Consider the following 23830-nt stretch of genomic DNA (forward strand, 5'->3'; position numbering starts at 1 on the left):
TCCGAGCTGTTGCGGCCGTTTTCGTGTGCGCACACGTGATTAATGGATACCCGTCGAAATATATGGTAACCATGTAACTAGCTAGGCTAGCAATCGACAGGGAGAGTCACGTGGGCGATGCGATTGAGCGAGTGGTGCTCCTCGACGAGACCGGATCGCCGTGCGGCGTGGCCCCGAAGGATTCGGTGCATCACGTCGACACGGCTCTTCACCTCGCGTTCTCCTGTCACGTCCGTGACGAGCGCGGGCGACTGCTCGTCACGCGGCGTGCGCTGACGAAGCGCACCTGGCCGGGCACCTGGACCAACGCCTTCTGCGGCCACCCGCAGCCGTTCGAACCGATCCCCGAAGCCGTCGAGCGTCGCGCCGAGCAGGAGCTCGGCCTCGAGCTGAACGATCTCCAGCTGGTTCTCCCGGACTTCCGGTACCGCGCCGTCGATGCGTCCGGCGTGGTCGAGAACGAGATCTGCCCGGTGTACACCGCGGTGGCGGTGGGCGAGCCGGTGCTGCGCCCCGACGAGGCCATGGATGCGAGATGGATGGAACCCGAGGATCTCGCCGCGGCTCTCACTGCCGCTCCCTGGGCCTTCAGCCCGTGGCTCGTGCTCCAGGCACAGGAGATGTCGGGTGGCGATGGTGTTATCTCCGCAGCCGCCTGGCGGGAGACCGTGCGATGACCGTGCACCAGACGGTGGTCGACGACCGCGTCTCCGAGGTCATCGACGACTACTTCGCCCGTCGCATCGCGCGTGCAGAGGCGCTCGGCCCACAGGCCGCCGCCCTCTGGCGACGTGCGGCGCTCTCCGCGCGCGGAGGGAAGCGTCTGCGTCCCCGGCTGGTGATGCTGACCCACAGCACCCTCGGGGGAGGGGATGAGCGGTCGGCCGCCGTGGTGGCCGCGGCCTTCGAGGTGCTGCACAGCGCGCTCCTGCTGCATGACGACGTGCTCGACGGCGACCTCATCCGGCGCGGCCGCCCGAATCTGGCGGGCGAGTTCGCGGGCGACGCGCTCGAAGGGGGCGCGGGCCTGGACAGCGCGACGGCCTGGGGATCCGCGTCGGGACTGCTGGCGGGCGACCTGCTGCTCAGCGGAGTCCACACGCTGATCGCGGGACTTGAGAGCCCGGCGCGCGCCGAGCTGAACGAGATCGTCGACGACGCGCTGATGCTGACCGCGGTCGGAGAGCACGCCGACGTCGGGTTCTCTCTGGGGGTCATGCCCGCCGGCGCCGTCGAGATCCGGCACATGATGGAGCACAAGACCGCGGCGTACTCGTTCGCGGCACCGCTGCGCGCGGGAGCGGTTCTCGCACGAGCGGATCGCGGCACGGTGGAGGCGCTCGGTGAGATCGGCGCTCGCCTCGGACTGCTCTACCAGCTGCGTGATGACGTCCTGGGTGTGTTCGGCGATGAGCAGACCATGGGCAAGAGCTCGATGAGCGATCTGCGCGAGGGCAAGCGCACGCTGCTGGTCGCCTACGCCCAGGACCATCCCGCGTGGGGAGAAGTGGCGCACCTGTTCGGCCGACGGTCGCTGGGGCCGGACGATGCGGCTCAGCTGCGTTCTGCCATCGTCACGAGCGGCGCGCTCGTCGCGGTGGAGGCGCTGATCGCGGAACAGGTCAACGAGGTCGATGCCGCACTCGTCGCGGCCGCTCTTCCCGAGGCGCTGCACCGCGAACTGAGCGACGTCGCGCGGATGTGCGCGGAGAGGGACGCATGAGCCCCCTCACCGGCCTTCCGCTCTATACGCGCACGGCGCGCGCGTCCTCCGCGCGCATCATCGGCGCGTACTCGACCTCCTTCGGCTGGGCGAGCAGGCTTCTGCCCCGCCCCGTCCGCGACCGGATCGCCGACGTCTACGCCCTGGTCCGGGTCGCGGACGAGATCGTCGACGGACCGGCCGCCGACGCCGGCATCGACGCGAAGACACGGCTCGCGCTTCTCGATGGCCTCGAACGCGAGACGCTCGCCGCCCTTGAGACCGGATTCAGCGCGAACGTCGTGGTGCACGCGTTCGCCGTCACGGCGCGCGAGACGGGAATCGGGTCCGACCTCGTGCGCCCCTTCTTCGCCTCGATGCGCACCGACGCCGAGGGCGCCACCGTGTTCGATCGCGAGGCCTTCCGCCGCTACGTGCACGGATCCGCGGAGGTGGTCGGATCGATGTGCCTGAGAGTGTTCGCAACCGAGCGTCCCGGGATGCAGCTCGATGAAGAGCTCGAGGAGGGTGCTCGCCGGCTCGGCTCCGCCTTCCAGAAGGTGAACTTCCTGCGCGACCTCGGCGACGACGTCGACCGATTGGGGCGCGCCTACCTGCCGGGGATCGATCCGGCACTCTTCTCGGAGAGCGACAAGGAGCAGTTCGTGCGCGAGATCGACGCGGATCTCGCGGTCGCGCGCCGCGCGATCGTGCGACTCCCGCCGCGCTCGCGTCGCGCGACCGCGGCCGCGGCCGCCCTGTTCGCCCGTCTGAACGACGAGCTGCGACGGACGCCCGCACAGGAACTCCGACGTAGGCGGATCTCGGTGCCGACCACGGTGAAGCTGCGGGTGCTCGGCGGCGCGGCCCTCGGGCGGGTGCCGCGGTGACCGCCCGCAGAAGGGTGGTCGTGATCGGGGGAGGGATCTCGGGGCTCGCGACGGCGGCGCTGCTGGCCGCGGAGGGCGACGACGTCACGCTCGTGGAGGCCCGGGACGAGCTCGGAGGGCGAGCGGGACGCTGGGAGTCCGAGGGCTTCGTGTTCGACACCGGTCCGTCGTGGTACCTGATGCCCGAGGTGTTCGACCACTTCTTCCGGCTCCTGGGCACGTCGGCCGCCGAACAGCTCGATCTCATCCGGCTCGATCCCGGCTACCGCGTCTACTTCGAGGGGAGCGCAGACGGATTCGACCTGCCTGCCTCCGGAGCGCGGGACGCTCTCGTGTCGCTCGATCCGGAAGCCGCGAAGGCTCTGGATGCGTACCTGGCGTCGGCTGCCGAGACCTACGAGCTGGCGACGTCGCGATTCCTCTACAGCACGTACGAGTCGCTTCGGCCGTTCCTTGACCGCGACCTGCTCGCCCGGCTCCCGCGGCTGGCGCGACTGCTCGCCGAGCCGCTCGACCGCTTCATCCGGCGTCATTCGAGTGATCTGCGCGTGCAGCAGGTGCTGGGCTATCCGGCGGTCTTCCTGGGGACCTCTCCCGCGGCCGCCCCCAGCATGTACCACCTCATGAGCCACCTGGACATCGCGCAGGGGGTGCTCTATCCGCGTGGCGGGTTCAGCGCGGTGATCGAGTCGATCGCCCGCCTCGCGAGGCAGCGGGGAGCGCGGGTGCTCACGTCGCATCGTGCACGCCGCATCGTGGTGGAGGACGGCGCGGTCGCCGGCGTCGAGGTCGAGACCGCCGACGGCGACGCGATGCTGCCAGCGGACGTGGTGGTCTCCAGCGCCGATCTGCACGTCACCGAACAGCAGCTGCTCAACCCGCCGCACCGATCGCGCTCCGAGTCGTGGTGGAAGACGCGCGATCCGGGGCCGGGGGCCGTTCTGGCCCTCCTCGGCGTGCGCGGCGAGCTGCCGGAGCTCGCCCACCACACGCTCTTCTTCACGCGGGAGTGGGAACGCGGTTTCGACGCCATCTACGGCAAGGATCCCCGGATCCCCGATCCCGCCTCGCTGTACGTGTGTCGTCCCAGCGCGACCGACGAGGTCGCACCCGACGGACACGAGAACCTGTTTGTGCTGATCCCGGTGCCAGCCGACACCGGGATCGGTGCGGGTGGCGTCGACGGTGAGGGCTCCCCGATCGTCGAGGCCACCGTGGACGCCGCCATCGCGCAGATCGGCACGTGGGCGGGCGTCCCGGATCTCGCCGAGCGCGTCGTGGTGCGCCGCACGATCGGACCGGCGGACTTCGAGCGCGACTTCGGCGCGTGGCGAGGCGGTGCCCTGGGACCGGCGCACACTCTGCGTCAAAGCGCGGTGCTGCGTGGCTCGAACGCATCCTCACGCGTGCGTGGACTGCTCTACGCCGGCGCGACGACCATCCCGGGCATCGGGCTGCCGATGTGCCTGATCAGCGCCGAGCTCATCGTTAAGCGCCTGCGCGGCGACCTCTCGGCGGGGCCCCTGCAGGAGCCTCGGTGAGCGCGGTGTATCTCGTGTGCCTCCTCGTCTCGCTGGCGGGGGTGGTTCTCCTCGACATCCGCCACCGGCTCTTCCTCGGCCGGGCGCCGCGCCGGGCTCTGATGGTGCTGGCGATCGGAGTGGCGTTCTTTCTCGCGTGGGACCTGCTCGGCATCGGCCTGGGCATCTTCTTCCGCGCCGAGACCGAGATCATGACGGGCATCCTGCTCGCGCCCGAGCTGCCGCTCGAGGAGCCCGTCTTCCTGCTCTTCCTGTGCGAGCTCACGATGGTGCTGGTCAACGGGGCCGAGCGCCTCCTCGCCCGGAGATCGGGGGAGAGCACATGACCTATCTGCTGCTGTGCGCGATCTTCCTCGGCACCGCGCTCGCCGCGGCGGGACTGCTTCGCCGCGCCGCTCGCCGTCGCGGGGGAGCCCCCCTCTCCCTGCGTGCGACCGCGCTCGCCGCGATCGTGCTGATGCTGCTGACGGCCGTGTTCGACAACGTCATGATCGCCGCGGGACTGTTCGCCTACGACGATGCGCACATCTCGGGCATCAGGATCGGCGCCGCCCCCATCGAGGACTTCACCTACCCGCTGGCCGCGGTGATCCTGCTCCCGGCCATATGGTCGTGGCGGGAGTCCCGCGCGAAGGAGATGACGTGATCCGTGACCTGCTGGCCGCCTCGCGGCCACTCAGCTGGATCAACACCGCGTATCCCTTCGCCGCGGCCTACCTCCTCACCTCAGGCGAGCTGAACGCCGCGCTGATCGTCGGCACGCTCTTCTTCCTCGTGCCCTACAACCTCGCGATGTACGGCGTGAACGACGTGTTCGACTATGCGTCTGACTTCGCCAATCCGCGCAAGGGCGGCGTGGAGGGCGCGCTTCTCACGCCCGAGCGGCACCGAACGGTGCTCCTCGCCGCGGCGCTCTCCTGCCTTCCGTTCGTCGTGCTGCTCGTGCTGTGGGGGCCTCCGGTCTCGTGGCTGGTTCTCGCCGTGAGCCTCTTCGCGGTCGTCGCCTACTCGGCCCCGCCCTTCCGGTTCAAGGAGATCCCCGGGCTCGACTCGGTCACGTCCAGCGTGCACTTCGTGAGCCCGGCGGCGTTTGGCGTCGCTCTCGCCGGCGGATCTGTCGATGCGGGGCTGCTCGCCGTGCTCGGAGCGTTCTTCCTCTGGGGCGTCGCGAGCCACGCGTTCGGGGCGGTGCAGGATGTCGTCCCGGATCGCACCGCGGGCATCTCCTCGATCGCCACCGCGCTGGGCGCGGGCCGCACCGTCCGCCTGGCGCTCGCCGCCTGGACGGCCGCCGGTCTGCTGATGCTCACGACCGGATGGCCCGGGGCCCTGACCGCTCTCCTCGCGATCCCGTATCTCTGCGCCGCAGCCCCCTTCGCGCGGGTGTCCGATGAGGACTCGGCTCGGGCGAACCGCGGCTGGCGTCACTTCCTCTGGATCAACTACGCGTGCGGCTTCGCGGTGACGATGCTGCTGATCGTCTTCGTGATCGGCCGAGGCTGACCTCACGCTCAGGCGCCGACCTCCGGGTCGGCGCTTTTTGTGTGCCCTCCGCTCCCTCCACTCCCTCCACTCGTCCTCCACCGCGCTCCACCTGCCGCGTCCCGCGGAATATCAAGGGAGTGCGGCCGTTGCCGCGCGCGGATCGGGTAAAAGAGGTGCCGTTTCGCTCTTGTAAGTGGGGGGAAGTGGAGTAAAGTGGGGCACACCTCGGAACCGGCCGGACAAGGGGGGTGAATGGCCAGTGCTGTTGGGTACCCATACCCCCAAGCTCGACGACAAGGGCCGCGTCATCCTGCCGGCGAAGTTCCGGGAGGAGCTCGCGGGCGGCATCGTGATCACGCGTGGTCAGGAGCGATGCCTGTACGTGTTCAGCACGTCCGAGTTCGAGCAGGTGCACGAGCGGATCCGCCAGGCCCCGCTCAGCAACAAGCAGGCGCGCGACTTCCTGCGCATGTTCCTTTCGGGAGCCAGCGCCGAGACCCCTGACGGCCAGAACCGCATCACCATCCCGCAGCACCTGCGCACCTACGCAGGACTCGAGAAGGAGCTCATCGTGACCGGTGTGGGAGCACATGCCGAGATCTGGGATGCGGCCGCCTGGAACGCCTACCTCGAGAGCAATGAGGACACGTATTCGGAGATGGAGCAGGAGGTGATCCCGGGCCTGTTCTAGTCGCCTCCCCGGTTGTGACCCCCAGCCGCAGCCCTGACGCCCTTCCCCTGCGCCAGGTCCAGCGGATGGGGATCAGAGCCGGGGAAGGCACCCCCAGACTCTTCGAGCCCGAGATGAAGATCATGAACATCCGCGACATCCACATCCCCGTTATGCTCGAGCGCTGCCTCGAGCTCCTCGGCCCCGCCCTGCAGAAGGACGGCGCCGTCTACGTCGATGGCACCCTGGGCATGGGCGGCCACTCGGAGGCCTTCCTCGAGCGTTTCCCGCACATCCGGCAGGTCGGACTCGACCGCGACACCGACGCCCTCCGCATCGCGGGGGAGCGTCTGGCACCGTTCGCCGATCGCATCACGCTCGTGCACACCGTGTACGACGGCATCGCCGACGCGCTGTCGTCGTCGGGATACGACCACGCCGACGCGATCCTGTACGACATCGGAGTGTCATCGCTCCAGCTCGATGACGCCTCCCGCGGCTTCGCCTACGCGCAGGACGCCCCGCTCGACATGCGCATGGACGCGACGCAGGGCATCACCGCCGCCGATGTCGTCGACACCTACGGCGAGGGCGACCTGCGCCGCATCTTCGAGCGATACGGCGAGGAGAAGCTCGCCGGGCGGTACGCCCGTGCCATCATCGCGGCCCGCCAGAACGGGCGGATCGAGCGTTCGGGACAGCTTGTCGACATCCTGCAGGCGGCGACGCCCGCGGCCCTCAAGAACGCCGGTCACCCCGCGAAGCGCGTCTTCCAGGCGCTGCGGATCGAAGTGAACGGCGAGCTGGCGGCGCTGGAGCGCGCCATCCCGGCCGCGCTCGAGACGCTCGCCGTGGGCGGGCGCCTCGTCGTCCTGTCCTACCAGTCGCTCGAAGACCGCTTCGTCAAGCGGCTCTTCGTGGAGGCCACCACGTCGACGGCGCCGAAGGGGCTGCCCTTCGAGCTGCCTGAGCACGCGCCGCAGTTCCGCCTGCTCGTCAAGGGCGCGGAACTCGCGAGCGACGAGGAAGCGGCGCGCAATCCGCGCGCCAAGCCGGTGCGTCTTCGCGCCATCGAGCGAGTGAGGGAGGCGTCATGAGCCTGGCGAGCACCGCGGTCATCGCAGAGCCGCGGCCAGATGTCCGCCCGGAGCACGCGCCGCCGCGGCGCCTCCAGGCGCTGCCCGACGCGCGGCGGGCTCGGCGCCCGAAGGTGGGCTACGCGATCGTCGCGTTCGCCGGCGCGGTGACGATCGCCGTCGCGCAGATGAGCCTCTCGGTGCTCACCACCCAGTCGTCGTATGAGCTGGCGCAGCTCAACCAGGAGAAGCGCACGGCGTCGCTGCAGGCGCAGGAGCTGCGCGACGAGGTCGCAGGGCTCAGCTCACCGCAGTACCTCGCCGCGAACGCGGCCGGTCTCGGCATGGTGATCGACGGCGCGCCGAGCTATCTGCGTCTGTCGGACGGGGCGATCATCGGGGGCGGCGGGGCCGCCGGATCCGTCTCCTCGGTCGATGCCAAGGGGCGCGGAGCCGTGGGCAACGCGCTGCTGAACAAGCGTCCCCTGACCACCGACCCTGACGCGACCCTCGAGGGCGAGAAGGACAAGCCCGCCACCACCGAGGGCGCTGAGCAGAAGCCGGTCGAGGTGGCGCCGCCGCCGCCCGTGACCGAGGGGCTGCCGAGCCCGACCACGCACTGAACCACGATCCGCCTGTCGACCACTCACCGCAGAGATTCGCCGAGATCCAGGGAGCACGATGAATCCGATCGCCAAGCGCACGTCACGACGGCGCACCATGGTCGCCTCCGGGATCGTGCTGCTCGTCCTCGGCGGATTCGTCCTGCGACTGATCGACATCCAGGTGGTGCACGCGGCGGAGCACGTGTCCGACGCGGGCAGCAAGATGACCGGGAGTCAGACCCTCTGGGGCACCCGAGGCACCATCGTCGACCAGCACGGCGTTGTGATGGCGAGTTCGACGATGCAGTACGACGTGGGCATCGATCCGGCGCTCGTCGGGGACATCAAGCGGCTCTCCGAGGACGGGAAGAAGTACACGCAGACGTGGGATGAGCAGGCGCGGCTCATCGCCCCGATCATCGGACGCACGGCGGACGAGGTGAAGAAGATCGTCGCCGACGCGAAGACCGCCGACCCGGATGCGCGATGGGCGCAGCTCGCCAAGCATCTGTCGACGGCGCAGTTCACCGCGCTTCGCGCGCTGGAGGTGCCGTACCTCTCGTATGAGCCCCGGCCCTCGCGGTCCTATCCGAACGGCGCGGTGGCGGGCAACCTCCTCGGCTTCGAGTCGACCGACGGCGACGCCCTCGCCGGCATCGAGCGCTGGCAGGACAGCTGCCTCGAGTCGAAGAACGGCGAGGAGACCTACCAGATCGGCGCGACCGACAACATCCGGATCCCCGGATCCGAGAAGGTCACCCCCGCGGTGGACGGCGGCGAGGTGCGGCTGACGCTCGACTCGGATCTGCAGTGGTACATGGAGCAGATGATCGCCGAAGAGGCGCAGAACCAGAACGCCATCTCCGGCACGGTCATGGTGGCCGACGTGAAGACGGGCGCGATCCGAGCGGCGGCGCAGTACCCGTCCATGGACCCCAACGACGTTCTCGCGACGGATCCGGCGTATCGCGGATCGCTGGTGTTCGGCACGACCTTCGAGCCGGGTTCGACGTTCAAGGCGATCACGGCGGCCTCGCTGATCGAGGAGGGCGTGGCGACACCGATGACCCCCGTGACGGCGGGGGACTGGGAGAAGTTCCCCAATGGTGCCGCGCTCGGCGACTCGCACAGCCACCCCGTGCAGACCTACACGCTGGCCGGTGCGCTGATCGACTCGTCGAACGTCGCGCTGTCCCACTACGGCGACATGCTCGACGACAAGACGCGCTGGGAGTGGCTGAAGAAGTTCGGCATCGGCGAGGGCAAGGTCGTGGGCTTCCCGGGCGAGGAGAACGGCGTGCTGCGCGACTGGGACACCTGGGACAGCCAGACCCACTACACAACGACGTTCGGTCAGGGCTTCACCGCCACGATCCCTCAGGTCGTCAGCGCTTACCAGACGATCGCCAACGACGGGGTGCGCGTGCCGCTCACGCTCGTCGAGTCCTGCACCACGCCCGACGGCAAGGTCGAGAAGGCGAAGCAGGAGAAGTCGGAGCGGATCATCAGCGAGAGCACAGCGGCAGACCTGCAGCTGATGCTCGAGAACGTCGCGTTCCAGTCGTCTGTCGCCGACGCGATCCGCGTTCCCGGCTACAGCATCGCCACGAAGACCGGAACGGCGCAGAAGACCAACGGAAACGGCGGCTACAAAGCGGGCCTCTACTTCACGTCGATGGTCGGATTCGCCCCCGCGGACGACCCCCAGTACGTCGTGATGATCACTCTCGACGAGCCGAAGCGGGTAACCTCGTCTGCGGCCACAGCACCCGCCATGCAGAAGGCGATGACCCACGTTCTGCAGTCCTACCGCATCGTCCCGGGCCGTTCCGAGCCCGAGACCGTGCTCCCCGAGTTCAAGTGATGCAAGAGCTCGCCCGCGAGGGCGGGCCCTCATCACGGAGGTACCCCTTCGCATGATCGCCCTGTCCCTCGCCGAGATCGCGGAAGCGGTCTCCGGCACCTTGAACACGCATGGGGCCGACACTCCTGAGACCGTCGTCTCGGGAGTCGTCGACACCGACTCGCGCGCCATGGAGCCCGGCGCGATCTTCGTCGCCAAGCCCGGTGAGGTCACCGACGGCCACCTGTTCGTCGGCCGGGCCGTGGAGGCCGGCGCCGTGCTCGCGATCGTGGAGCGGATCGTCGACGAGCCGGTCACGCAGATCGTCGTGCCGGATGTCGTGCTCGCGATCGCTGACCTCGCGCGCGAGGTCGTCGCCCGCGTCCGCGCGCGCGGCGCGCTGAAGATCGTCGGCGTCACGGGGTCGAACGGCAAGACGACCACGAAGAACATGCTCGCGACGATCCTGGGCCCCGAGGGGGAGACCGTCGCGCCGAAGGGGTCGTACAACAACGCCGTGGGCGCCCCGCTCACGATGCTGCGCCTCACCGATCACACACGCTTCCTCGTGTGCGAGCTCGGCGCCGACGCCCCCGGCCAGATCGGCCGGCTCGCGGCCCTCGTGACACCCGACGTGGGCGTGGTGCTGATGGTCGGCCTGGCGCACGCGGGCGGCTTCGGCGGCATCGAGGTGACGGTGCGCGAGAAGTCCGAGCTCATCCGCGCCGTGCGCCCGGGCGGCGTCGCGGTGCTCAACGCCGACGACCACCGGGTGGCAGGCATGGCCGCGATCGCCGACGAACGCGGACTGTCCGTGCGGTGGTTCGGGGAGGCCGACAGCGCGGACGTGCGCTCGGGAGCTCTCGAGGTCACGGCACAGGGCACGCGCACCACGCTCACGGTCGACGGTGTCGAGATCCCGCTGCACCTGAAGGTGCTCGGCGGTCATCACGTGAAGAACGCGATGGCGGCGGTCACGGCCGCCGCAGCCCTCGGCATCGATCCCGAAGTCGCGGTGCGGCGCCTGGAGAGCATGCAGCTCGCGGAGCGCTGGCGGATGCAGGTGCTCACCGAATCGCCGATCCGCATCATCAACGACGCGTACAACGCCAGCCCGGATGCGGTCGCGGCCGCACTGCGCACCCTCGCCCAGATCACAGGACCGGATGAGCGCATGGTCGCGGTGCTCGGCGCGATGAGCGAACTGGGGGAGCAGGCCGTCGAGGAGCACCAGAAGATCGGTCTGCTCGCCGTGCGTCTGCGCATTCCGCGCATCGTCGTGGTCGGCTCGGAGGCCCGCGCCCTCTACCTCGCGGCGATCGCGGAGGGATCCTGGAATGACGAGGCCGTGTTCTTCGAGGACGCCGATGCCGCATTCGAGTACCTGACGGGCGAACTGCGACCGGGCGACTCGGTGCTCGTGAAATCGTCCAATGCCGCGGGACTGCGGTTCCTCGGGGATCGTCTGGGAGAATCGTTCTCGTGAGATCTCTCCTGACGGCGGCAGCGATCTCGCTGGCCTTCGCGCTTTTCCTGACTCCGGTCTTCCTCCGCCTCTTCAAGCGGTGGGGCTGGGCGCAGCCCATCCGCGTCGCGAGCGCGAACGTGCTCGCCCCCGATCACGAGATCAAGCGCGGCACACCGACCATGGGCGGCACGATCTTCATCGCCGGCACGGTGCTCGGCTATCTCGTCGGCTGCTGGGCGGGTGGCAACACCCCGACGCCCTCCGGGCTGCTTGTGATCTGGATGATGCTCGCGTTCGGCGCGGTCGGATTCATCGACGACTACCTCAAGGTCAAGCACGACCACTCCGACGGCCTGAGCGGCTGGCGGAAGATCGTCGGCCAGGTGCTCGCGATCATCCCCTTCGGCATCGTCGCCCTGAACTTCCCGAACGACTACGGCCAGACGCCCGGCACGCATTTCATCTCGCTCTTCCGCGACATCCCCGTGCTGTCGCTGTTCGCGCTCGGTCCCGTGCTCGGCTGGCTGCTGTACATGGCCTGGCTGGCGCTGCTCGGCACCGGCTTCTCCAACTCGGTCAACCTCACCGACGGGCTCGACGGCCTCGCCGCCGGAGCCGGGGTGTTCGTGGTCGGCGCCTACAGCCTCATCGCCTTCTGGCAGTTCAACCAGAGCTGCATGCGCCTGGTCGTCGAGCCGGGGCTCGAGCAGGCCTGCTACAACACCCGCGACCCGCTCGACCTCGCGATCGTGTCCGCAGCACTGGTCGGAGGCCTGGTCGGCTTCCTCTGGTGGAACGCCCCGAAGGCTCACGTGTTCATGGGAGACGTCGGATCCATGGCGATCGGCGGCGTTGTGACCGCGATGGCGGTGCTCACCCGCACCGAGCTGCTGGGCATCCTGATCGCCGGCCTCTTCGTGCTGTCGTCCGCCTCGGTCATCCTGCAGCGTCTCTACTTCAAGGCCACGCGCGGCAAGCGCCTGTTCCTCATGAGCCCCCTGCATCATCACTTCGAGATGCGCGGATGGGCCGAAGTGACCATCGTCGCGCGCTTCTGGATCATCGCGGGCCTGCTGTCCGTCAGCGGCATCGGCCTGTTCTACGTCGAGTGGCTCAGCCGCACATGACCGAGGAGTCCCCTGTGACCTCTTCCCCCGTCCGCCTCGACTCGCTCGTCAGCTGGAATGCCGACTGGAAGGGTCTGCGCGTGGCGGTGTTGGGCCTCGCCTCCACCGGCTTCTCCGTGGCCGATACCCTCGCCGAACTGGGTGCTGACGTGCTCGTGGTGACCGAGACCGCGACGGAGGAGTACGCGCGCCTGCTCCCCGTCATCGGCGCCCGCCTCTGGGAGGGGTCGCTGGCCTCGGTGCCGGATGAGCTGTTGGCGTTCGCGCCCGAGGTCGTCGTCGCGTCGCCCGGCTTCCCGCCGACGCATCCCGTCGTCGCGTGGGCACGCGACAACGCGGTTCCGCTGTGGGGAGACATCGAGCTCGCGTGGCGCGTGCGCGACAAGGTCGTGCGCGCCGACGGCACACCGGCCGACTGGGTGCTCATCACGGGAACGAACGGCAAGACCACCACGACCCGCCTCACGGCCACGATGCTCGTCGAGGGCGGTCTGCGGGCGGCGCCGTGCGGCAACATCGGCGTCCCGATCCTCGACGCCGTGCGCGACCCCGCGGGGTTCGACGTGCTCGTGGTCGAGCTCTCCAGCCACCAGCTCTGGTACCTGGGTCTGAACGACGGCCCCGGATCGCCCTCGCCGTGGTCGGCCGTGTGCCTCAACCTCGCAGACGATCACCTCATCTGGCACGGATCCTTCGACGCCTATCGCGACGCGAAGGCGGTCGTCTATCGCCACGTGCAGAACGCCTGCGTCTACAACAAGGCCGACGCCGCCACCCGCGGCATGGTCGAAGACGCAGACGTCGTCGAGGGCGCCCGCGCGATCGGCTTCGATCTCGGAACGCCCGGACCGAGCGACCTGGGCATCGTCGACGGCATCCTCGTCGATCGCGCCTTCCTCGAAGAGCGCCGCACGTCGGCCCTCGAGCTCACCACGGTGCAGGCCCTCGCGGAGGCCGGCCTGGGCGCCCCGCACATCGTGGCCAACGCCCTCGCGGCCGCGGCTCTCGCGCGTTCGCTGGGCGTCGAGCCGGCGGCGATCCGGTCGGCGCTCGAGCGCTTCCGTCTCGATCCGCACCGCATCGAGGTCGTCGCCGTCGCGCAGGGTGTGACCTGGGTGGATGACTCCAAGGCCACCAACCCCCACGCGGCCGCGTCGTCGCTGGCCGCGTACCCGGGCGCCGTCTGGGTCGTGGGCGGGCAGCTCAAGGGCGTCGACATCTCCGACCTGGTCGCCCTGCGAGGGCCCGGTTCGCGCGCGGCGATCGTGCTCGGCGTCGAGCGCGCCGCGGTGGTCGCGGCGTTCGCGCGACACGCCCCGGAGGTCCCGGTGTTCGAGGTCGACCACGCGGAGACTGGGACGGTCATGGACCGGGCCGTCGCACTTGCGGCCTCGGTCGCGCAGGACGGCGACGTGGTGCTGCTGGCACCGGCCGCCGCCTCGTTCGACCAGTTCACCGGATATGACGACCGCGGTGCGAAGTTCGCCGCCGCGGTTCGCGCACGGATCGATGGGGGAGCAGAGCGTGAGCACAACGACGACGCGGCCCCCGAGGGACTCTGACCAGCCGGCCGATGGCCCCACGGGCTCGGGCGGGACGACGAAGCGCTCCGGCGCCCTGACCGCACGGGTCACCCTCGGACGGGTCTACTCGACGGTTCCGCTGGAGTTCCTCCTGATCGTCTCCTCCGCGCTGCTGCTGACGGGCTTCGGCGTGGTGATGGTCATCTCGGCGACCATGGCGACCGCGCTCGGTCATGGTCTCAGCCCCTACAGCGACGGTCTGCGTCAGGGGCTGTTCGCCCTTTTGGGTGTCTCGTCGATGTTCGTGGTGAGCCGGCTGCCGGTCACGTTCTTCCGCAGGATCGGGTGGATCGCCCTCGGAGTCGCGGTCGCCGTGCAGCTGCTCGTGTTCACGCCTCTCGGCATCGAGCGCGGTGGAAACCGCAACTGGATCGAGATCGCCACCCTCTCCCTCCAGCCGTCGGAGCTGATCAAGCTCGCGCTCGCCCTGTGGGTCGCGATGATCCTGTACCGCAAGCGCAACCTGCTCACCAAGTGGCAGCACGTGTACATCCCGCTCGTGCCCGTGGCGCTCCTCGCGATCGGCACCGTGCTCGCGGGCAAGGACCTCGGCACCTCGATGGTGCTGGTGCTCATCGTGCTGGCGTGCCTGTTCTTCTCCGGGGTGAAGCTGCGCATCTTCGCCATTCCGGTGATCCTCGGCGTGGTCGGGGTCGTCGTTCTCGCCCTCACCAGCTCCAACCGCATGAAGCGCATCTTCAGCTTCATGGACGAGAACTGCGACTACCTCGACGACTGCTACCAGCCGCTGCACGGCATCTGGGGCCTCGCGGGCGGGGGGATCTTCGGCCGGGGGCTCGGAAACTCGATCGAGAAGTACAACTGGCTGCCCGCGGCGGCCGACGACTACATCTTCTCCATCGTCGGCGAGGAGCTCGGCCTCATCGGCTGCATCGTCGTGCTGGTGCTGTTCGCGACCTTCGCCGTCGGTGCGTTCCGCATCGTCCGCAACAGCGAGGATCCCTTCGTGCGGATCGCGGCTGGCGGGATCACGGTCTGGATCCTCGGCCAGGCGCTCATCAACATCGGCGTGGTGCTGCGGGTGTTCCCGGTGCTCGGTGTGCCGCTTCCGTTTATGTCCTCTGGTGGGTCGTCGCTGGTCGCGGTGCTCACGGGCTGCGGCGTCCTGCTCGCGTTCTGCCGCACGCTGCCGGATCCGGCGACCGTGCGTGCACAGAACGCCGTCGCGAGGGCGCGCCCGGGGCGCGCCGCGGAGACGGCGCCCGCAGGTCGCCCTGCGAGACTGAAGAAGTGACGACCTACCTTCTCGCCGGCGGAGGCACCGCCGGGCACGTGAATCCCCTGCTCGCGGTCGCCGACGGCCTGCGCCGCCGCGACCCCGATGCCGAGGTGCTGGTGCTCGGCACGGCGGAGGGGCTCGAGTCTCGCCTCGTGCCCGAGCGCGGCTACGAGTTGCTCATCGTCGAGAAGGTGCCCTTCCCGCGTCGCCCGAACGCGGCCGCGCTGCGGTTCCCCGCGGCGTTCGTCCGCGCGGTGAAGCGCGTGCGCGGCTACCTCCGCGACCGACAGGTCGACGTGGTGGTGGGCTTCGGCGGGTACGCATCCACGCCGGCCTACGTCGCGGCGAAGCGCGAGGGCATCCCCTCCATCGTGCACGAGGCGAACGCGCGCCCGGGGCTCGCGAACGCGCTCGGTGCTCGCAGCGCCGCCGGTGTCGGCGTGACGTTCGCGGGTACGCCCATCCGCAACGCCGAGGTGGTCGGGATGCCCCTGCGTCGCGAGATCGTCGAGCTCGATCGCGCGGCCCTGCGCGCCGAGGCGGCGGCCCACTTCGGGCTCGACCCGGAGAAGAAGACGCTCGTCACGATCGGCGGATCGCTCGGTGCGCGTCGCCTCAACGAGGCCTTCGCCGGATCGTGGCAGGACGTGATCGCAGCCGGCTGGCAGCTGCTCCATGCCACGGGCGAGCGCTCCGAGCTGGCCGATCCCGAGGCGCCGGGCTACGCGATGGTGCGGTACATCGACCGGATGGATCTCGCCTTCGCTCTCGCGGACCTGATGGTGTGCCGCGCCGGATCGTCGACGGTCAGCGAGGTCGCGGCGCTCGGCATCCCCGCCGTGTACGTGCCCTACGCGGTCGGCAACGGCGAGCAGCGCCTCAACGCGGCGTCGTCGCTCGAGGCGGGGGCTGCGATCCTGATCGAGGACGCGGAGTTCAGCGCCGACCGCGTCCGGTCCGACATCCTGCCCCTGCTCCGCGACGGGGAACGGCTCGCCGCGATGGCCGCCGCTGCCGACGAGGTCGGCGAGCGCCGAGGCACCGAGAACGTCATCGCGATGATCGACCGCGCGCTGGCGCGCTGACCGCGTGCCGGGGAGCCGGTGTCGGACGCCCCGCCTAGACTTGCAGGGCCATGATCAGACCTGACCTCAGCACCCCGATCCCGTCCCACATCGGCGCCGCGCACTTCATCGGCATCGGCGGATCGGGCATGTCCGGCCTCGCCCGAATGTTCCTGAAGGCGGGGGTGAAGGTCTCCGGATCGGATCGCTCCGACAGCGTCAGCCTGCGCGAGCTCGAGGCGCTGGGGGCCACTGTGCACGTGGGCCACGCGGCCGAGAACCTCGGCGAGGCAGACACCGTGATCTTCACCGGCGCGATCTGGCCCGAGAACCCGGAGTACCTTCTCGCGAAGGAGCGGGGCCTGCCGATCATCCACCGCTCGCAGGCGCTGCACTGGCTCATCGGCGGCAAGCGTCTCGTCGCGGTCGCCGGCGCGCACGGCAAGACCACGTCGACGGGTATGGTCGTCACCGGTCTGCGCGGACTCGGTGCCGACCCGAGCTTCGTCAACGGCGGCGTGATCGCCGGCCTCGGCGTCTCGAGCGGCAGCGGAGAGGATCCGCTGTTCGTGATCGAGGCCGACGAGTCCGACGGTTCGTTCCTGCTCTACGACACGTCGATCGTGCTCATCACGAACGTCGACGCCGACCACCTCGACCACTACGGCTCGCACGACGCCTTCGACGCAGCGTTCGTGCGCTTCGCGGACGCCGCGAGTGAAGCCGTGGTCATCTCGTCCGACGACGAGGGCGCGCGACGCGTCACCGCGGGACTCAGCCACCCGAACGTCGTCACCTTCGGCAAGGCCGAGCACGCAGACGTCCGGATCACCGACATCGTCACCGAGGGACCGGTCGCGTTCACGCTGACCCGCGACGGCGAGTCGGTCTCGGGCCGCCTCGCCGTGCCGGGAGAGCACAACGCGATCAACGCCGCCGGCGCCGTCGCCGTGCTCGTCTCGCTCGGATACGAGCTGGCGCCGGCCCTGGAGGCCGTCACCGCAGGCTTCTCGGGCACGGTCCGCCGCTTCGAGCTTCACGGCACCGAACGAGGCGTGCGCGTCTATGACGACTACGCCCACCACCCGACCGAGGTCGCCGCGGCGCTGTCCGCCGCGCGCACGGTTGTGGGCGGGGGACGCATCATCGCCCTGCACCAGCCGCACACCTACTCGCGCACCCAGCTGATGGCTGGAGAGTTCGCGCACGTGCTCGAGCAGCTGGCCGATCACACGATCGTGCTTGACGTCTACGGCGCTCGCGAGGATCCGATCCCGGGTGTCACGGGTGAGCTCGTGAGCGGTGCCTTCGACGACGCCGACCGCGTGCACTTCGTCGCCGACTGGCAGGAGGCCGCCGACTACACGGCCTCGGTCGCGCGTGAGGGCGACTACATCATCACGCTCGGCTGCGGCAACGTGTACCAGATCATCCCGCAGGTGCTCGAGGCCCTGCGCGAAGGCGAGCACCAGGCCTGATGCGGCGACCCGGCGCGCTTCCCGCTCCGCAGGAGCGGCCGGCCGCGAGCCCGCTCGCGGACCCCGAGGGGCTCGCGCCGCTCCCTGAGGAGCCGCGCCGCCGCGCCTCGCTGCTGCCCTTCCGCCGCCCGGATGACGCCGATGAATCGGCCGCGGCCGACGAGCCGGTGGTCTCCGCCGAGCAGATCGCGATCGCAACGGGGGAGCGGGCGGCCGGCTGGAAGGACGTGTGGCGGGCATCGCGCGCGCGTCGGCGGGCGCTGCGGGCGGAGATCCGGCGATTCACGGCGCGATCGCGCCGGCGTCGCATGACCTGGGTCATCTCCCTCTCTTCGATCGTCCTGCTGATCGCGGGCAGCGTCGGCGCGGCCTACAGCCCGCTGTTCGCCGTCGAGCGGATCGCCATCGAAGGCACGGTGACGCTGGACCAGAACGCCCTGCAGCAGGCGCTCGCCGGACAGATGGGCCGCCCGCTGCCGCTCGTCGACCAGAGCGAGATCAAGGCCGCTCTCGTGGGCTTCCCTCTGATCGAGACCTATGCCCTCGAGGCCCGCCCGCCGCATGATCTGCTGCTGCGGATCGTCGAACGCACGCCGATCGGCGTGGTCGCATCCGATGCCGGCTTCACCGTCGTCGACGCGGCGGGCGTTGTGCTGTCGACTGCGGGCGACAAGCCCGCGGGCCTGCCGCAGATCGACGCCGCGGGCGGACTCACCTCGCCGGCCTTCGCCGCGGCGGGACAAGTGCTGCGCTCTCTCTCCTCCGAGGTGCACGGCCTCGTCGGATTGGTCCGCGCCACCACGCCCGACGACGTCACGCTCATCCTCGGCGACGGCACCGAGGTGCTGTGGGGGAGCGCCGAGAACTCCTCGGCCAAGACCCGGGCATTCCTGGCGGCCCCCGACGGATACGGGTACTACGACGTGTCCTCGCCGCGCTCCGTCATCGTGCGCTGACCTGTTCAGGCTCTGACGCGCCCGATCCGGCGACACGCCCGCGCCCAATCCGGGCGTGGTGCCGTTGCGCGCTTACCTTCAGTGAAGGAAATGCATACCGGGCAATACTTTAACCCTCATGTTGAGCATGAAGGTTGAGGGACCGGGGATGACACCCGAAGGTTCGCAAGCATCGGAGGCCGGCATGAGCCAGAACCAGAACTACCTCGCCGTGATCAAGGTCGTCGGCGTCGGCGGCGGTGGCGTGAACGCCGTCAACCGCATGATCGAGCTCGGCCTCCGTGGGGTCGAGTTCATCGCCGTCAACACCGACGCGCAGGCGCTGCTGATGAGCGACGCCGACGTCAAGCTCGACGTGGGCCGCGAGCTCACTCGCGGTCTCGGCGCCGGTGCCGATCCCGAGGTCGGGCGACGCGCCGCAGAGGATCACGCCGAGGAGATCGAGCAGGCCCTCGCGGGCGCCGACATGGTCTTCGTCACCGCGGGCGAGGGCGGCGGCACCGGCACGGGCGGAGCTCCGGTTGTGGCGCGCATCGCCAAGTCGATCGGCGCCCTCACCATCGGCGTGGTCACCAAGCCCTTCTCCTTCGAGGGCCGTCGCCGCCAGAACCAGGCCGAGATGGGCGTCGCAGCCCTCAAGGAAGAGGTCGACACCCTCATCGTGGTGCCGAACGACCGCCTCCTCGAGATCAGCGACCGCGGCATCTCCATGGTCGAGGCCTTCGCCACGGCCGACCAGGTGCTCCTCGCCGGTGTCCAGGGCATCACCGATCTCATCACCACCCCCGGACTCATCAACCTCGACTTCGCCGACGTGAAGTCCGTGATGCAGGGCGCGGGGTCGGCCCTGATGGGCATCGGATCGGCGCGCGGCGCCGATCGTGCCATCAAGGCCGCGGAGCTCGCCGTCGAGTCGCCGCTGCTGGAGGCCTCGATCGAGGGCGCGCACGGTGTCCTCCTGTCGATCCAGGGTGGATCGAACCTCGGCATCTTCGAGATCAATGACGCCGCGCAGCTGGTCAAGGAGGCCGCGCACCCCGAGGCCAACATCATCTTCGGCACGGTCATCGACGACACCCTCGGCGACGAGGTGCGTGTGACGGTCATCGCGGCGGGCTTCGACGGGGGAGAGCCGCAGCAGCGCATCGAGATCCCGTCCCACGTCGCGACCCGCTCGTCCGCCCCCGCGGCCTCGAACGTCGCGGCGTCGGCGCCTGCCCCCACGGAGGCAGCGGCACCGGCTGAGCGCGAGCCCGTCGCCGTGGCGGCGCAGGTGCCGGTGCTGCCCGACTCCGGTTTCGACTCCGCGTTCGGCGACGACGACCTCGACATCCCCGACTTCCTGAAGTGATCCGGTGACGGATCTCGCGCAGCGCCTCGCCGATGTGGACTCCCGCATCGGCGAGGCCGCGCGTGCCGTGGGGCGAGATGTGGGAGAGCTGACGCGCATCGTCGTCACGAAGTTCCACCCCGCCTCCCTGGTGCGCGAACTCCATGACCTGGGCGTGCGTGAGCTCGGGGAGAACCGCCAGCAGGAGCTGAGCTCCAAGGCGGCGGAGACCGCGGACCTCACGGATCTCACCTGGCACTTCATCGGGCAGGCGCAGACGAACAAGGCTCGGCAGATCCGCCGCGCCGCGCACGTCGTCCACTCGGTGGATCGCGAGCGCCTCGTGGACGCGCTCGACGCCGCGGCGGAGCCGACGGATCCGGTCCTGGACGTCCTGATGCAGATCAACCTCACGGCGGACCCGGCGCGCGGGGGAGTCGATCCCGCTGGAGTCGAAGCCCTCGCGGAGCGCATCGCCACCGCATCGACCCTGCGACTGCGCGGGGTCATGGCGGTCGCACCTCTCGATGAGGAACCCGCCGCCGCCTTCGAGCGTCTCGCGGGTTGTGCTGCCCGCGTGCGCTCCGTCGTGCCCGAAGCGGACTGGATCTCCGCCGGCATGACCGCTGATTTCGCCGAGGCGATCGCCCATGGCGCGACACACCTGCGGATCGGTTCCGCAATCACGGGACCGCGCCCGCCCCGGGCGTAGCCTCGAACCAGACGAGCAGACTACGGAGGACGCCATGGCGAACCCGCTCAAGAAGACGATGGTCTACCTCGGCCTTGCCGACGAGGAGGAGTACGACGATGCGCAGGAGCCTCAGCGCGCCCCGCGTGAGTCGCACCGGGAGGAGCTGCAGCACGACGACGTCAAGCCTGCTCCGATCACGCCGCTGCGCCGCCCGGCCGTCGTCCGCCAGCCCGCAGCAGGTGCCGTGAACGAGATCGTCACCGTCCACCCGAAGCAGTATCGCGACGCCCAGGCGATCGCCGAGCACTTCCGTGACGGCATCCCCGTGATCATCAACCTCTCGCAGATGAGCGACGCCGACGCGCGTCGCCTCATCGACTTCGCGAGCGGTCTCTCGCTGGGCCTCTACGGCCGGATCGAGCGTGTGACGAGCAAGGTCTTCCTGCTCTCGCCGGAGAACATCGCGGTCTCGGGTGACGGGGGAATCGCGCACGCGGACCCCGACGCGGCCCCCTTCGCCCAGGCCTGACGGCCGCCCTTCGCTCGTCGTGGGCTCCGTCGTCGGCCTGATCGCGTCGATTCTCAACCTCGTCGTCCTGCTCTACATCCTCGTGCTGTTCGCGAGGCTGGTGCTCGAGTACATCCCGATGTTCAATCGCGAGTGGCGCCCCAAGGGCGCGCTGCTCGTGGTGGCAGAGGTGACCTACACGGTCACGGATCCGCCGATCCGCTTCCTGCGCCGGTTCATCCCGCCGTTGCGCTTCGGCGGCATCGCGATCGACTTCGCCTTCGCGCTCACGATGCTGATCTGCTTCGTGCTGCTGCAGGTGACACGCGCCTTCATGGCGTGACCCTTCCGTTCGCGCCGAATGCCGCGGCGGTTATGCTTGCAAACGGAGAAGTGCCCGGGGGTCCATCCCAAGGCCACAGACACCCACGGATAGGAGCCACTCATGGCATTGACGCCGGATGACGTCGTCACCAAGCAGTTCCAGCACGTCCGGTTCAAGGAGGGCTTCGACCCGGATGAGGTCGATGACTTCCTGGACGAGATCGTCGTCGAGTGGCGCAAGACGATCGAGGAGAACAACGAGCTGAAGGCCAAGCTCGCCAAGTACGAGTCCGGCGAGCTCGCGCCCGCCGAGGCCGCCGCTCCCACCGCCGAGGCGCCTGTTCCGGCCGAGCCCGAGCCGGTCGTCGAGCCCGAGCCCCAGGTGGAGCAGGCTCCGGCCGCTCCTGCCGCGGACTTCTCCGCCACGGCCACCAGCGCCGCCAGCATCATCGAGCGCGCGCAGCGTCTGCACGACGAGCACGTCGCCGAGGGCAAGCAGCTCGCCGAGCAGCTGGTCGACGAGGCCAAGGCCGAGTCGGACCGCATCAAGGCCGAGGCCGAGACGAAGCAGCGCGAGCTCACCGAGAAGTACGAGCGCGAGCGCACGACGCTCGAGGGCCGCATCACGGAGCTGCGCCAGTTCGAGCGCGACTACCGCTCACAGCTGCGCAGCTACTTCGAGGGCAAGCTGAAGGATCTCGACGCCACGGGTTCGAACTCGGGCGAAACGCCGGTCTCGGCGATCGGCCTCTGAGCCGGTTTTGACGGACCGCGCACCCCTGCGTACGGCGGCGGCCAGCATCACGATCGCGATCCTCGCGGTCCTGGTGCTGGCCGCCGACCAGTTCGCCAAGCACGTCGCTCTCACCTCGCTGCCGCTGCAGACCCCGGTCCCGGTGCTGGGTGAGTTCCTCCAGTGGTACCTGGTGAAGAATCCGGGCGCCGCCTTCTCGATCGGCGAGGGCGTCACCTGGCTCTTCAGCATCGCCCTCGGCGTCGTCGCCGTCGCCATCGTCTACACCGGCATCACCCGCGTGCGCTCGCGTGTCTGGAGCGTGGTGCTCGGACTGCTGCTCGGCGGCGTCCTGGGAAACCTCGGTGATCGGCTGTTCCGCGAACCCGGCTTCGCCGTCGGCCACGTCGTCGACTTCATCTCGACGCCCTGGATGATGCCCGCCATCTACAACGTCGCCGACATCTTCATCGTCTGCAGCATGATCGCGGTCGCCGCACTGGTCCTGTTCGGCGTGCCGCTGGACGGGTCCGGTCGCGCGAAGAGCGCCGCCCCGGTCGACGAGCCCGAAGCCTCGCTGGAGGACTGATGGAGTTTCGTCGTATGCCCGTTCCGGACGGGATGGACGGCGTCCGGGTGGACGCCGCGCTCGCCAAGATGCTCGGGTTCTCGCGCACGTTCGCGGCCGAGGTCGCCGAGGCGGGGGGCGTCGAGCTCGATGGCGTCACCCTGGGGAAGTCCGACCGCCTCGTCGGGGGAGCCTGGCTGGATGTGTCGTGGAGACCGAAGGAGGAGCCCCGGATCGTTCCCGTGGACGTCCCGGACCTCGGCATCGTGTACCAGGACGACCACATCGTCGTGGTGGACAAGCCGGTCGGCGTCGCGGCGCATCCCTCGCTCGGCTGGGAAGGGCCGACCGTGCTCGGCGCCCTGGCCGGCGCGGGCGTCCGGGTCGCCACCACGGGTGCCGCCGAGCGGCAGGGCATCGTGCATCGCCTCGACGTCGGCACGAGCGGCCTGATGGTCGTCGCCAAGACCGAGCACGCGTACACGGTGCTCAAGCGCGCCTTCAAGGAGCGCACCGTGGAGAAGATCTACCACGCGGTCGTGCAGGGTCATCCGGATCCGCTGTCCGGAACGATCGACGCGCCCATCGGACGTCACCACAGCCACTCCTGGAAGTTCGCGGTGACCCCCGAGGGGAAGGACTCCGTCACGCACTACGAGACCATCGAGGCATTCCCCGGCGCCTCGCTGCTGGAGATCCACCTCGAGACGGGCCGCACCCACCAGATCCGCGTCCACATGGCCGCTCACCGGCATCCGTGCGTGGGCGATCCGCTCTACGGCGCCGACCCGACGATGTCGGCCCGCCTCGGTCTCACGCGGCAGTGGCTGCATGCGCACGAGCTCTCGTTCGCGCACCCCGCCACGGGTGATCGCGTCACGTTCAGGTCGGAGTACCCTGCCGACCTCGCCCACGCGCTGGCGGTGCTGCGCGGGGAGTGACCTC

Annotated in this window: 25 protein-coding genes; all 25 read left to right on the plus strand. The window is 69.6% G+C overall.

The features are described 5' to 3' along the window. Positions 1-110: 110 nt before the first annotated feature. The gene (idi, locus tag J5V96_RS14500; protein ID WP_208504620.1) at positions 111-677 is read left to right on the plus strand and encodes an isopentenyl-diphosphate Delta-isomerase; all 567 of its coding nucleotides are present in this window, start codon (positions 111-113) and stop codon (positions 675-677) included. Then, complete coding sequence (locus tag J5V96_RS14505) at positions 674-1723, plus strand: polyprenyl synthetase family protein (RefSeq protein ID WP_208504622.1); 1050 nt, start codon at positions 674-676, stop codon at positions 1721-1723. The genes idi and J5V96_RS14505 overlap by 4 nt, the downstream gene beginning before the upstream one ends. After that, the gene (locus J5V96_RS14510) at positions 1720-2592 is read left to right on the plus strand and encodes a phytoene/squalene synthase family protein (RefSeq protein WP_208504624.1); all 873 of its coding nucleotides are present in this window, start codon (positions 1720-1722) and stop codon (positions 2590-2592) included. Before J5V96_RS14505 ends, J5V96_RS14510 begins: the two co-directional genes overlap by 4 nt. Continuing rightward, complete coding sequence (crtI, locus tag J5V96_RS14515) at positions 2589-4133, plus strand: phytoene desaturase family protein (protein ID WP_208504626.1); 1545 nt, start codon at positions 2589-2591, stop codon at positions 4131-4133. Before J5V96_RS14510 ends, crtI begins: the two co-directional genes overlap by 4 nt. Then, positions 4130-4459, plus strand: coding sequence for a lycopene cyclase domain-containing protein (locus tag J5V96_RS14520; RefSeq protein ID WP_208504628.1), 330 nt, complete (start codon positions 4130-4132; stop codon positions 4457-4459). The genes crtI and J5V96_RS14520 overlap by 4 nt, the downstream gene beginning before the upstream one ends. Beyond that, on the plus strand, positions 4456-4779 hold the full coding sequence (locus J5V96_RS14525) for a lycopene cyclase domain-containing protein (RefSeq protein ID WP_208504630.1): 324 nt from the start codon (positions 4456-4458) through the stop codon (positions 4777-4779). The genes J5V96_RS14520 and J5V96_RS14525 overlap by 4 nt, the downstream gene beginning before the upstream one ends. Then, complete coding sequence (locus tag J5V96_RS14530; protein ID WP_208504632.1) at positions 4740-5636, plus strand: prenyltransferase; 897 nt, start codon at positions 4740-4742, stop codon at positions 5634-5636. Before J5V96_RS14525 ends, J5V96_RS14530 begins: the two co-directional genes overlap by 40 nt. Before the next feature lie 241 nt (positions 5637-5877). After that, a complete protein-coding gene (gene mraZ / locus J5V96_RS14535; protein WP_208504634.1) occupies positions 5878-6309 on the plus strand; it encodes a division/cell wall cluster transcriptional repressor MraZ in 432 nt (143 codons plus the stop codon). Between the two features lie 122 nt (positions 6310-6431). Next, positions 6432-7385, plus strand: coding sequence for a 16S rRNA (cytosine(1402)-N(4))-methyltransferase RsmH (gene rsmH, locus J5V96_RS14540; RefSeq protein ID WP_208504860.1), 954 nt, complete (start codon positions 6432-6434; stop codon positions 7383-7385). Beyond that, positions 7382-7987, plus strand: coding sequence for a cell division protein FtsL (ftsL, locus tag J5V96_RS14545; protein WP_236014828.1), 606 nt, complete (start codon positions 7382-7384; stop codon positions 7985-7987). The genes rsmH and ftsL overlap by 4 nt, the downstream gene beginning before the upstream one ends. A 58-nt stretch (positions 7988-8045) precedes the next feature. Next, positions 8046-9833 carry a peptidoglycan D,D-transpeptidase FtsI family protein gene (locus J5V96_RS14550; protein ID WP_208504636.1) on the plus strand — a complete coding sequence of 596 codons (1788 nt, stop codon included), beginning with the start codon at positions 8046-8048 and terminating at the stop codon, positions 9831-9833. Positions 9834-9885: 52 nt separating this feature from the next. Continuing rightward, positions 9886-11298, plus strand: coding sequence for a UDP-N-acetylmuramoyl-tripeptide--D-alanyl-D-alanine ligase (locus J5V96_RS14555; RefSeq protein ID WP_208504637.1), 1413 nt, complete (start codon positions 9886-9888; stop codon positions 11296-11298). Beyond that, entirely contained in the window at positions 11295-12407 is a 1113-nt protein-coding gene (mraY, locus tag J5V96_RS14560) for a phospho-N-acetylmuramoyl-pentapeptide-transferase (protein ID WP_208504640.1), read from the plus strand. Before J5V96_RS14555 ends, mraY begins: the two co-directional genes overlap by 4 nt. Before the next feature lie 14 nt (positions 12408-12421). Then, complete coding sequence (gene murD, locus J5V96_RS14565; protein WP_372439947.1) at positions 12422-13969, plus strand: UDP-N-acetylmuramoyl-L-alanine--D-glutamate ligase; 1548 nt, start codon at positions 12422-12424, stop codon at positions 13967-13969. Beyond that, entirely contained in the window at positions 13917-15245 is a 1329-nt protein-coding gene (gene ftsW, locus J5V96_RS14570) for a putative lipid II flippase FtsW (protein ID WP_208504644.1), read from the plus strand. Before murD ends, ftsW begins: the two co-directional genes overlap by 53 nt. Beyond that, positions 15242-16315, plus strand: a complete 1074-nt coding sequence (locus tag J5V96_RS14575) for a UDP-N-acetylglucosamine--N-acetylmuramyl-(pentapeptide) pyrophosphoryl-undecaprenol N-acetylglucosamine transferase (RefSeq protein WP_208504646.1) — start codon at positions 15242-15244, stop codon at positions 16313-16315. Before ftsW ends, J5V96_RS14575 begins: the two co-directional genes overlap by 4 nt. Positions 16316-16365: 50 nt before the next feature. After that, the gene (gene murC / locus J5V96_RS14580) at positions 16366-17772 is read left to right on the plus strand and encodes a UDP-N-acetylmuramate--L-alanine ligase (protein ID WP_208504648.1); all 1407 of its coding nucleotides are present in this window, start codon (positions 16366-16368) and stop codon (positions 17770-17772) included. Further along, the gene (locus tag J5V96_RS14585; protein WP_208504650.1) at positions 17772-18728 is read left to right on the plus strand and encodes a cell division protein FtsQ/DivIB; all 957 of its coding nucleotides are present in this window, start codon (positions 17772-17774) and stop codon (positions 18726-18728) included. Before murC ends, J5V96_RS14585 begins: the two co-directional genes overlap by 1 nt. Before the next feature lie 184 nt (positions 18729-18912). Continuing rightward, complete coding sequence (ftsZ, locus tag J5V96_RS14590; RefSeq protein WP_208504652.1) at positions 18913-20079, plus strand: cell division protein FtsZ; 1167 nt, start codon at positions 18913-18915, stop codon at positions 20077-20079. Positions 20080-20083: 4 nt separating this feature from the next. After that, on the plus strand, positions 20084-20770 hold the full coding sequence (locus J5V96_RS14595) for a YggS family pyridoxal phosphate-dependent enzyme (RefSeq protein WP_208504654.1): 687 nt from the start codon (positions 20084-20086) through the stop codon (positions 20768-20770). A 34-nt stretch (positions 20771-20804) separates the two neighbouring features. Beyond that, positions 20805-21281 carry a cell division protein SepF gene (locus J5V96_RS14600; protein ID WP_208504656.1) on the plus strand — a complete coding sequence of 159 codons (477 nt, stop codon included), beginning with the start codon at positions 20805-20807 and terminating at the stop codon, positions 21279-21281. Between the two features lie 19 nt (positions 21282-21300). Further along, positions 21301-21603, plus strand: a complete 303-nt coding sequence (locus tag J5V96_RS14605; RefSeq protein WP_208504658.1) for a YggT family protein — start codon at positions 21301-21303, stop codon at positions 21601-21603. A gap of 102 nt (positions 21604-21705) precedes the next feature. Beyond that, positions 21706-22338 (plus strand): DivIVA domain-containing protein, encoded by a 633-nt coding sequence (locus tag J5V96_RS14610; RefSeq protein WP_208504661.1) that lies wholly within the window; start codon positions 21706-21708, stop codon positions 22336-22338. A gap of 7 nt (positions 22339-22345) precedes the next feature. After that, positions 22346-22906: a signal peptidase II gene (locus tag J5V96_RS14615; protein WP_208504663.1), complete on the plus strand. Its 561-nt coding sequence runs from the start codon at positions 22346-22348 to the stop codon at positions 22904-22906. Continuing rightward, positions 22906-23826: an RluA family pseudouridine synthase gene (locus tag J5V96_RS14620; RefSeq protein ID WP_208504665.1), complete on the plus strand. Its 921-nt coding sequence runs from the start codon at positions 22906-22908 to the stop codon at positions 23824-23826. The genes J5V96_RS14615 and J5V96_RS14620 overlap by 1 nt, the downstream gene beginning before the upstream one ends. Positions 23827-23830: the final 4 nt, after the last annotated feature.

It is taken from the genome of Microbacterium stercoris (assembly GCF_017592545.1).
GTDB classification, from domain to species: Bacteria; Actinomycetota; Actinomycetes; order Actinomycetales; family Microbacteriaceae; genus Microbacterium; species Microbacterium stercoris.

What these genes read in the sequence shown, in the direction of transcription:
- J5V96_RS14505 (WP_208504622.1), top strand. Translation starts at nt 674, where the DNA reads ATGACCGTGCACCAGACGGTGGTCGACGACCGCGTCTCCGAGGTCATC.
- J5V96_RS14510 (WP_208504624.1), top strand. Translation starts at nt 1,720, where the DNA reads ATGAGCCCCCTCACCGGCCTTCCGCTCTATACGCGCACGGCGCGCGCG.
- J5V96_RS14525 (WP_208504630.1), top strand. Translation starts at nt 4,456, where the DNA reads ATGACCTATCTGCTGCTGTGCGCGATCTTCCTCGGCACCGCGCTCGCC.
- J5V96_RS14530 (WP_208504632.1), top strand. Translation starts at nt 4,740, where the DNA reads ATGGTCGTGGCGGGAGTCCCGCGCGAAGGAGATGACGTGATCCGTGAC.
- rsmH (WP_208504860.1), top strand. Translation starts at nt 6,432, where the DNA reads ATGAACATCCGCGACATCCACATCCCCGTTATGCTCGAGCGCTGCCTC.
- ftsL (WP_236014828.1), top strand. Translation starts at nt 7,382, where the DNA reads ATGAGCCTGGCGAGCACCGCGGTCATCGCAGAGCCGCGGCCAGATGTC.
- J5V96_RS14550 (WP_208504636.1), top strand. Translation starts at nt 8,046, where the DNA reads ATGAATCCGATCGCCAAGCGCACGTCACGACGGCGCACCATGGTCGCC.
- J5V96_RS14555 (WP_208504637.1), top strand. Translation starts at nt 9,886, where the DNA reads ATGATCGCCCTGTCCCTCGCCGAGATCGCGGAAGCGGTCTCCGGCACC.
- ftsW (WP_208504644.1), top strand. Translation starts at nt 13,917, where the DNA reads ATGGGGGAGCAGAGCGTGAGCACAACGACGACGCGGCCCCCGAGGGAC.
- murC (WP_208504648.1), top strand. Translation starts at nt 16,366, where the DNA reads ATGATCAGACCTGACCTCAGCACCCCGATCCCGTCCCACATCGGCGCC.
- J5V96_RS14585 (WP_208504650.1), top strand. Translation starts at nt 17,772, where the DNA reads ATGCGGCGACCCGGCGCGCTTCCCGCTCCGCAGGAGCGGCCGGCCGCG.
- ftsZ (WP_208504652.1), top strand. Translation starts at nt 18,913, where the DNA reads ATGAGCCAGAACCAGAACTACCTCGCCGTGATCAAGGTCGTCGGCGTC.
- J5V96_RS14600 (WP_208504656.1), top strand. Translation starts at nt 20,805, where the DNA reads ATGGCGAACCCGCTCAAGAAGACGATGGTCTACCTCGGCCTTGCCGAC.
- J5V96_RS14610 (WP_208504661.1), top strand. Translation starts at nt 21,706, where the DNA reads ATGGCATTGACGCCGGATGACGTCGTCACCAAGCAGTTCCAGCACGTC.
- J5V96_RS14620 (WP_208504665.1), top strand. Translation starts at nt 22,906, where the DNA reads ATGGAGTTTCGTCGTATGCCCGTTCCGGACGGGATGGACGGCGTCCGG.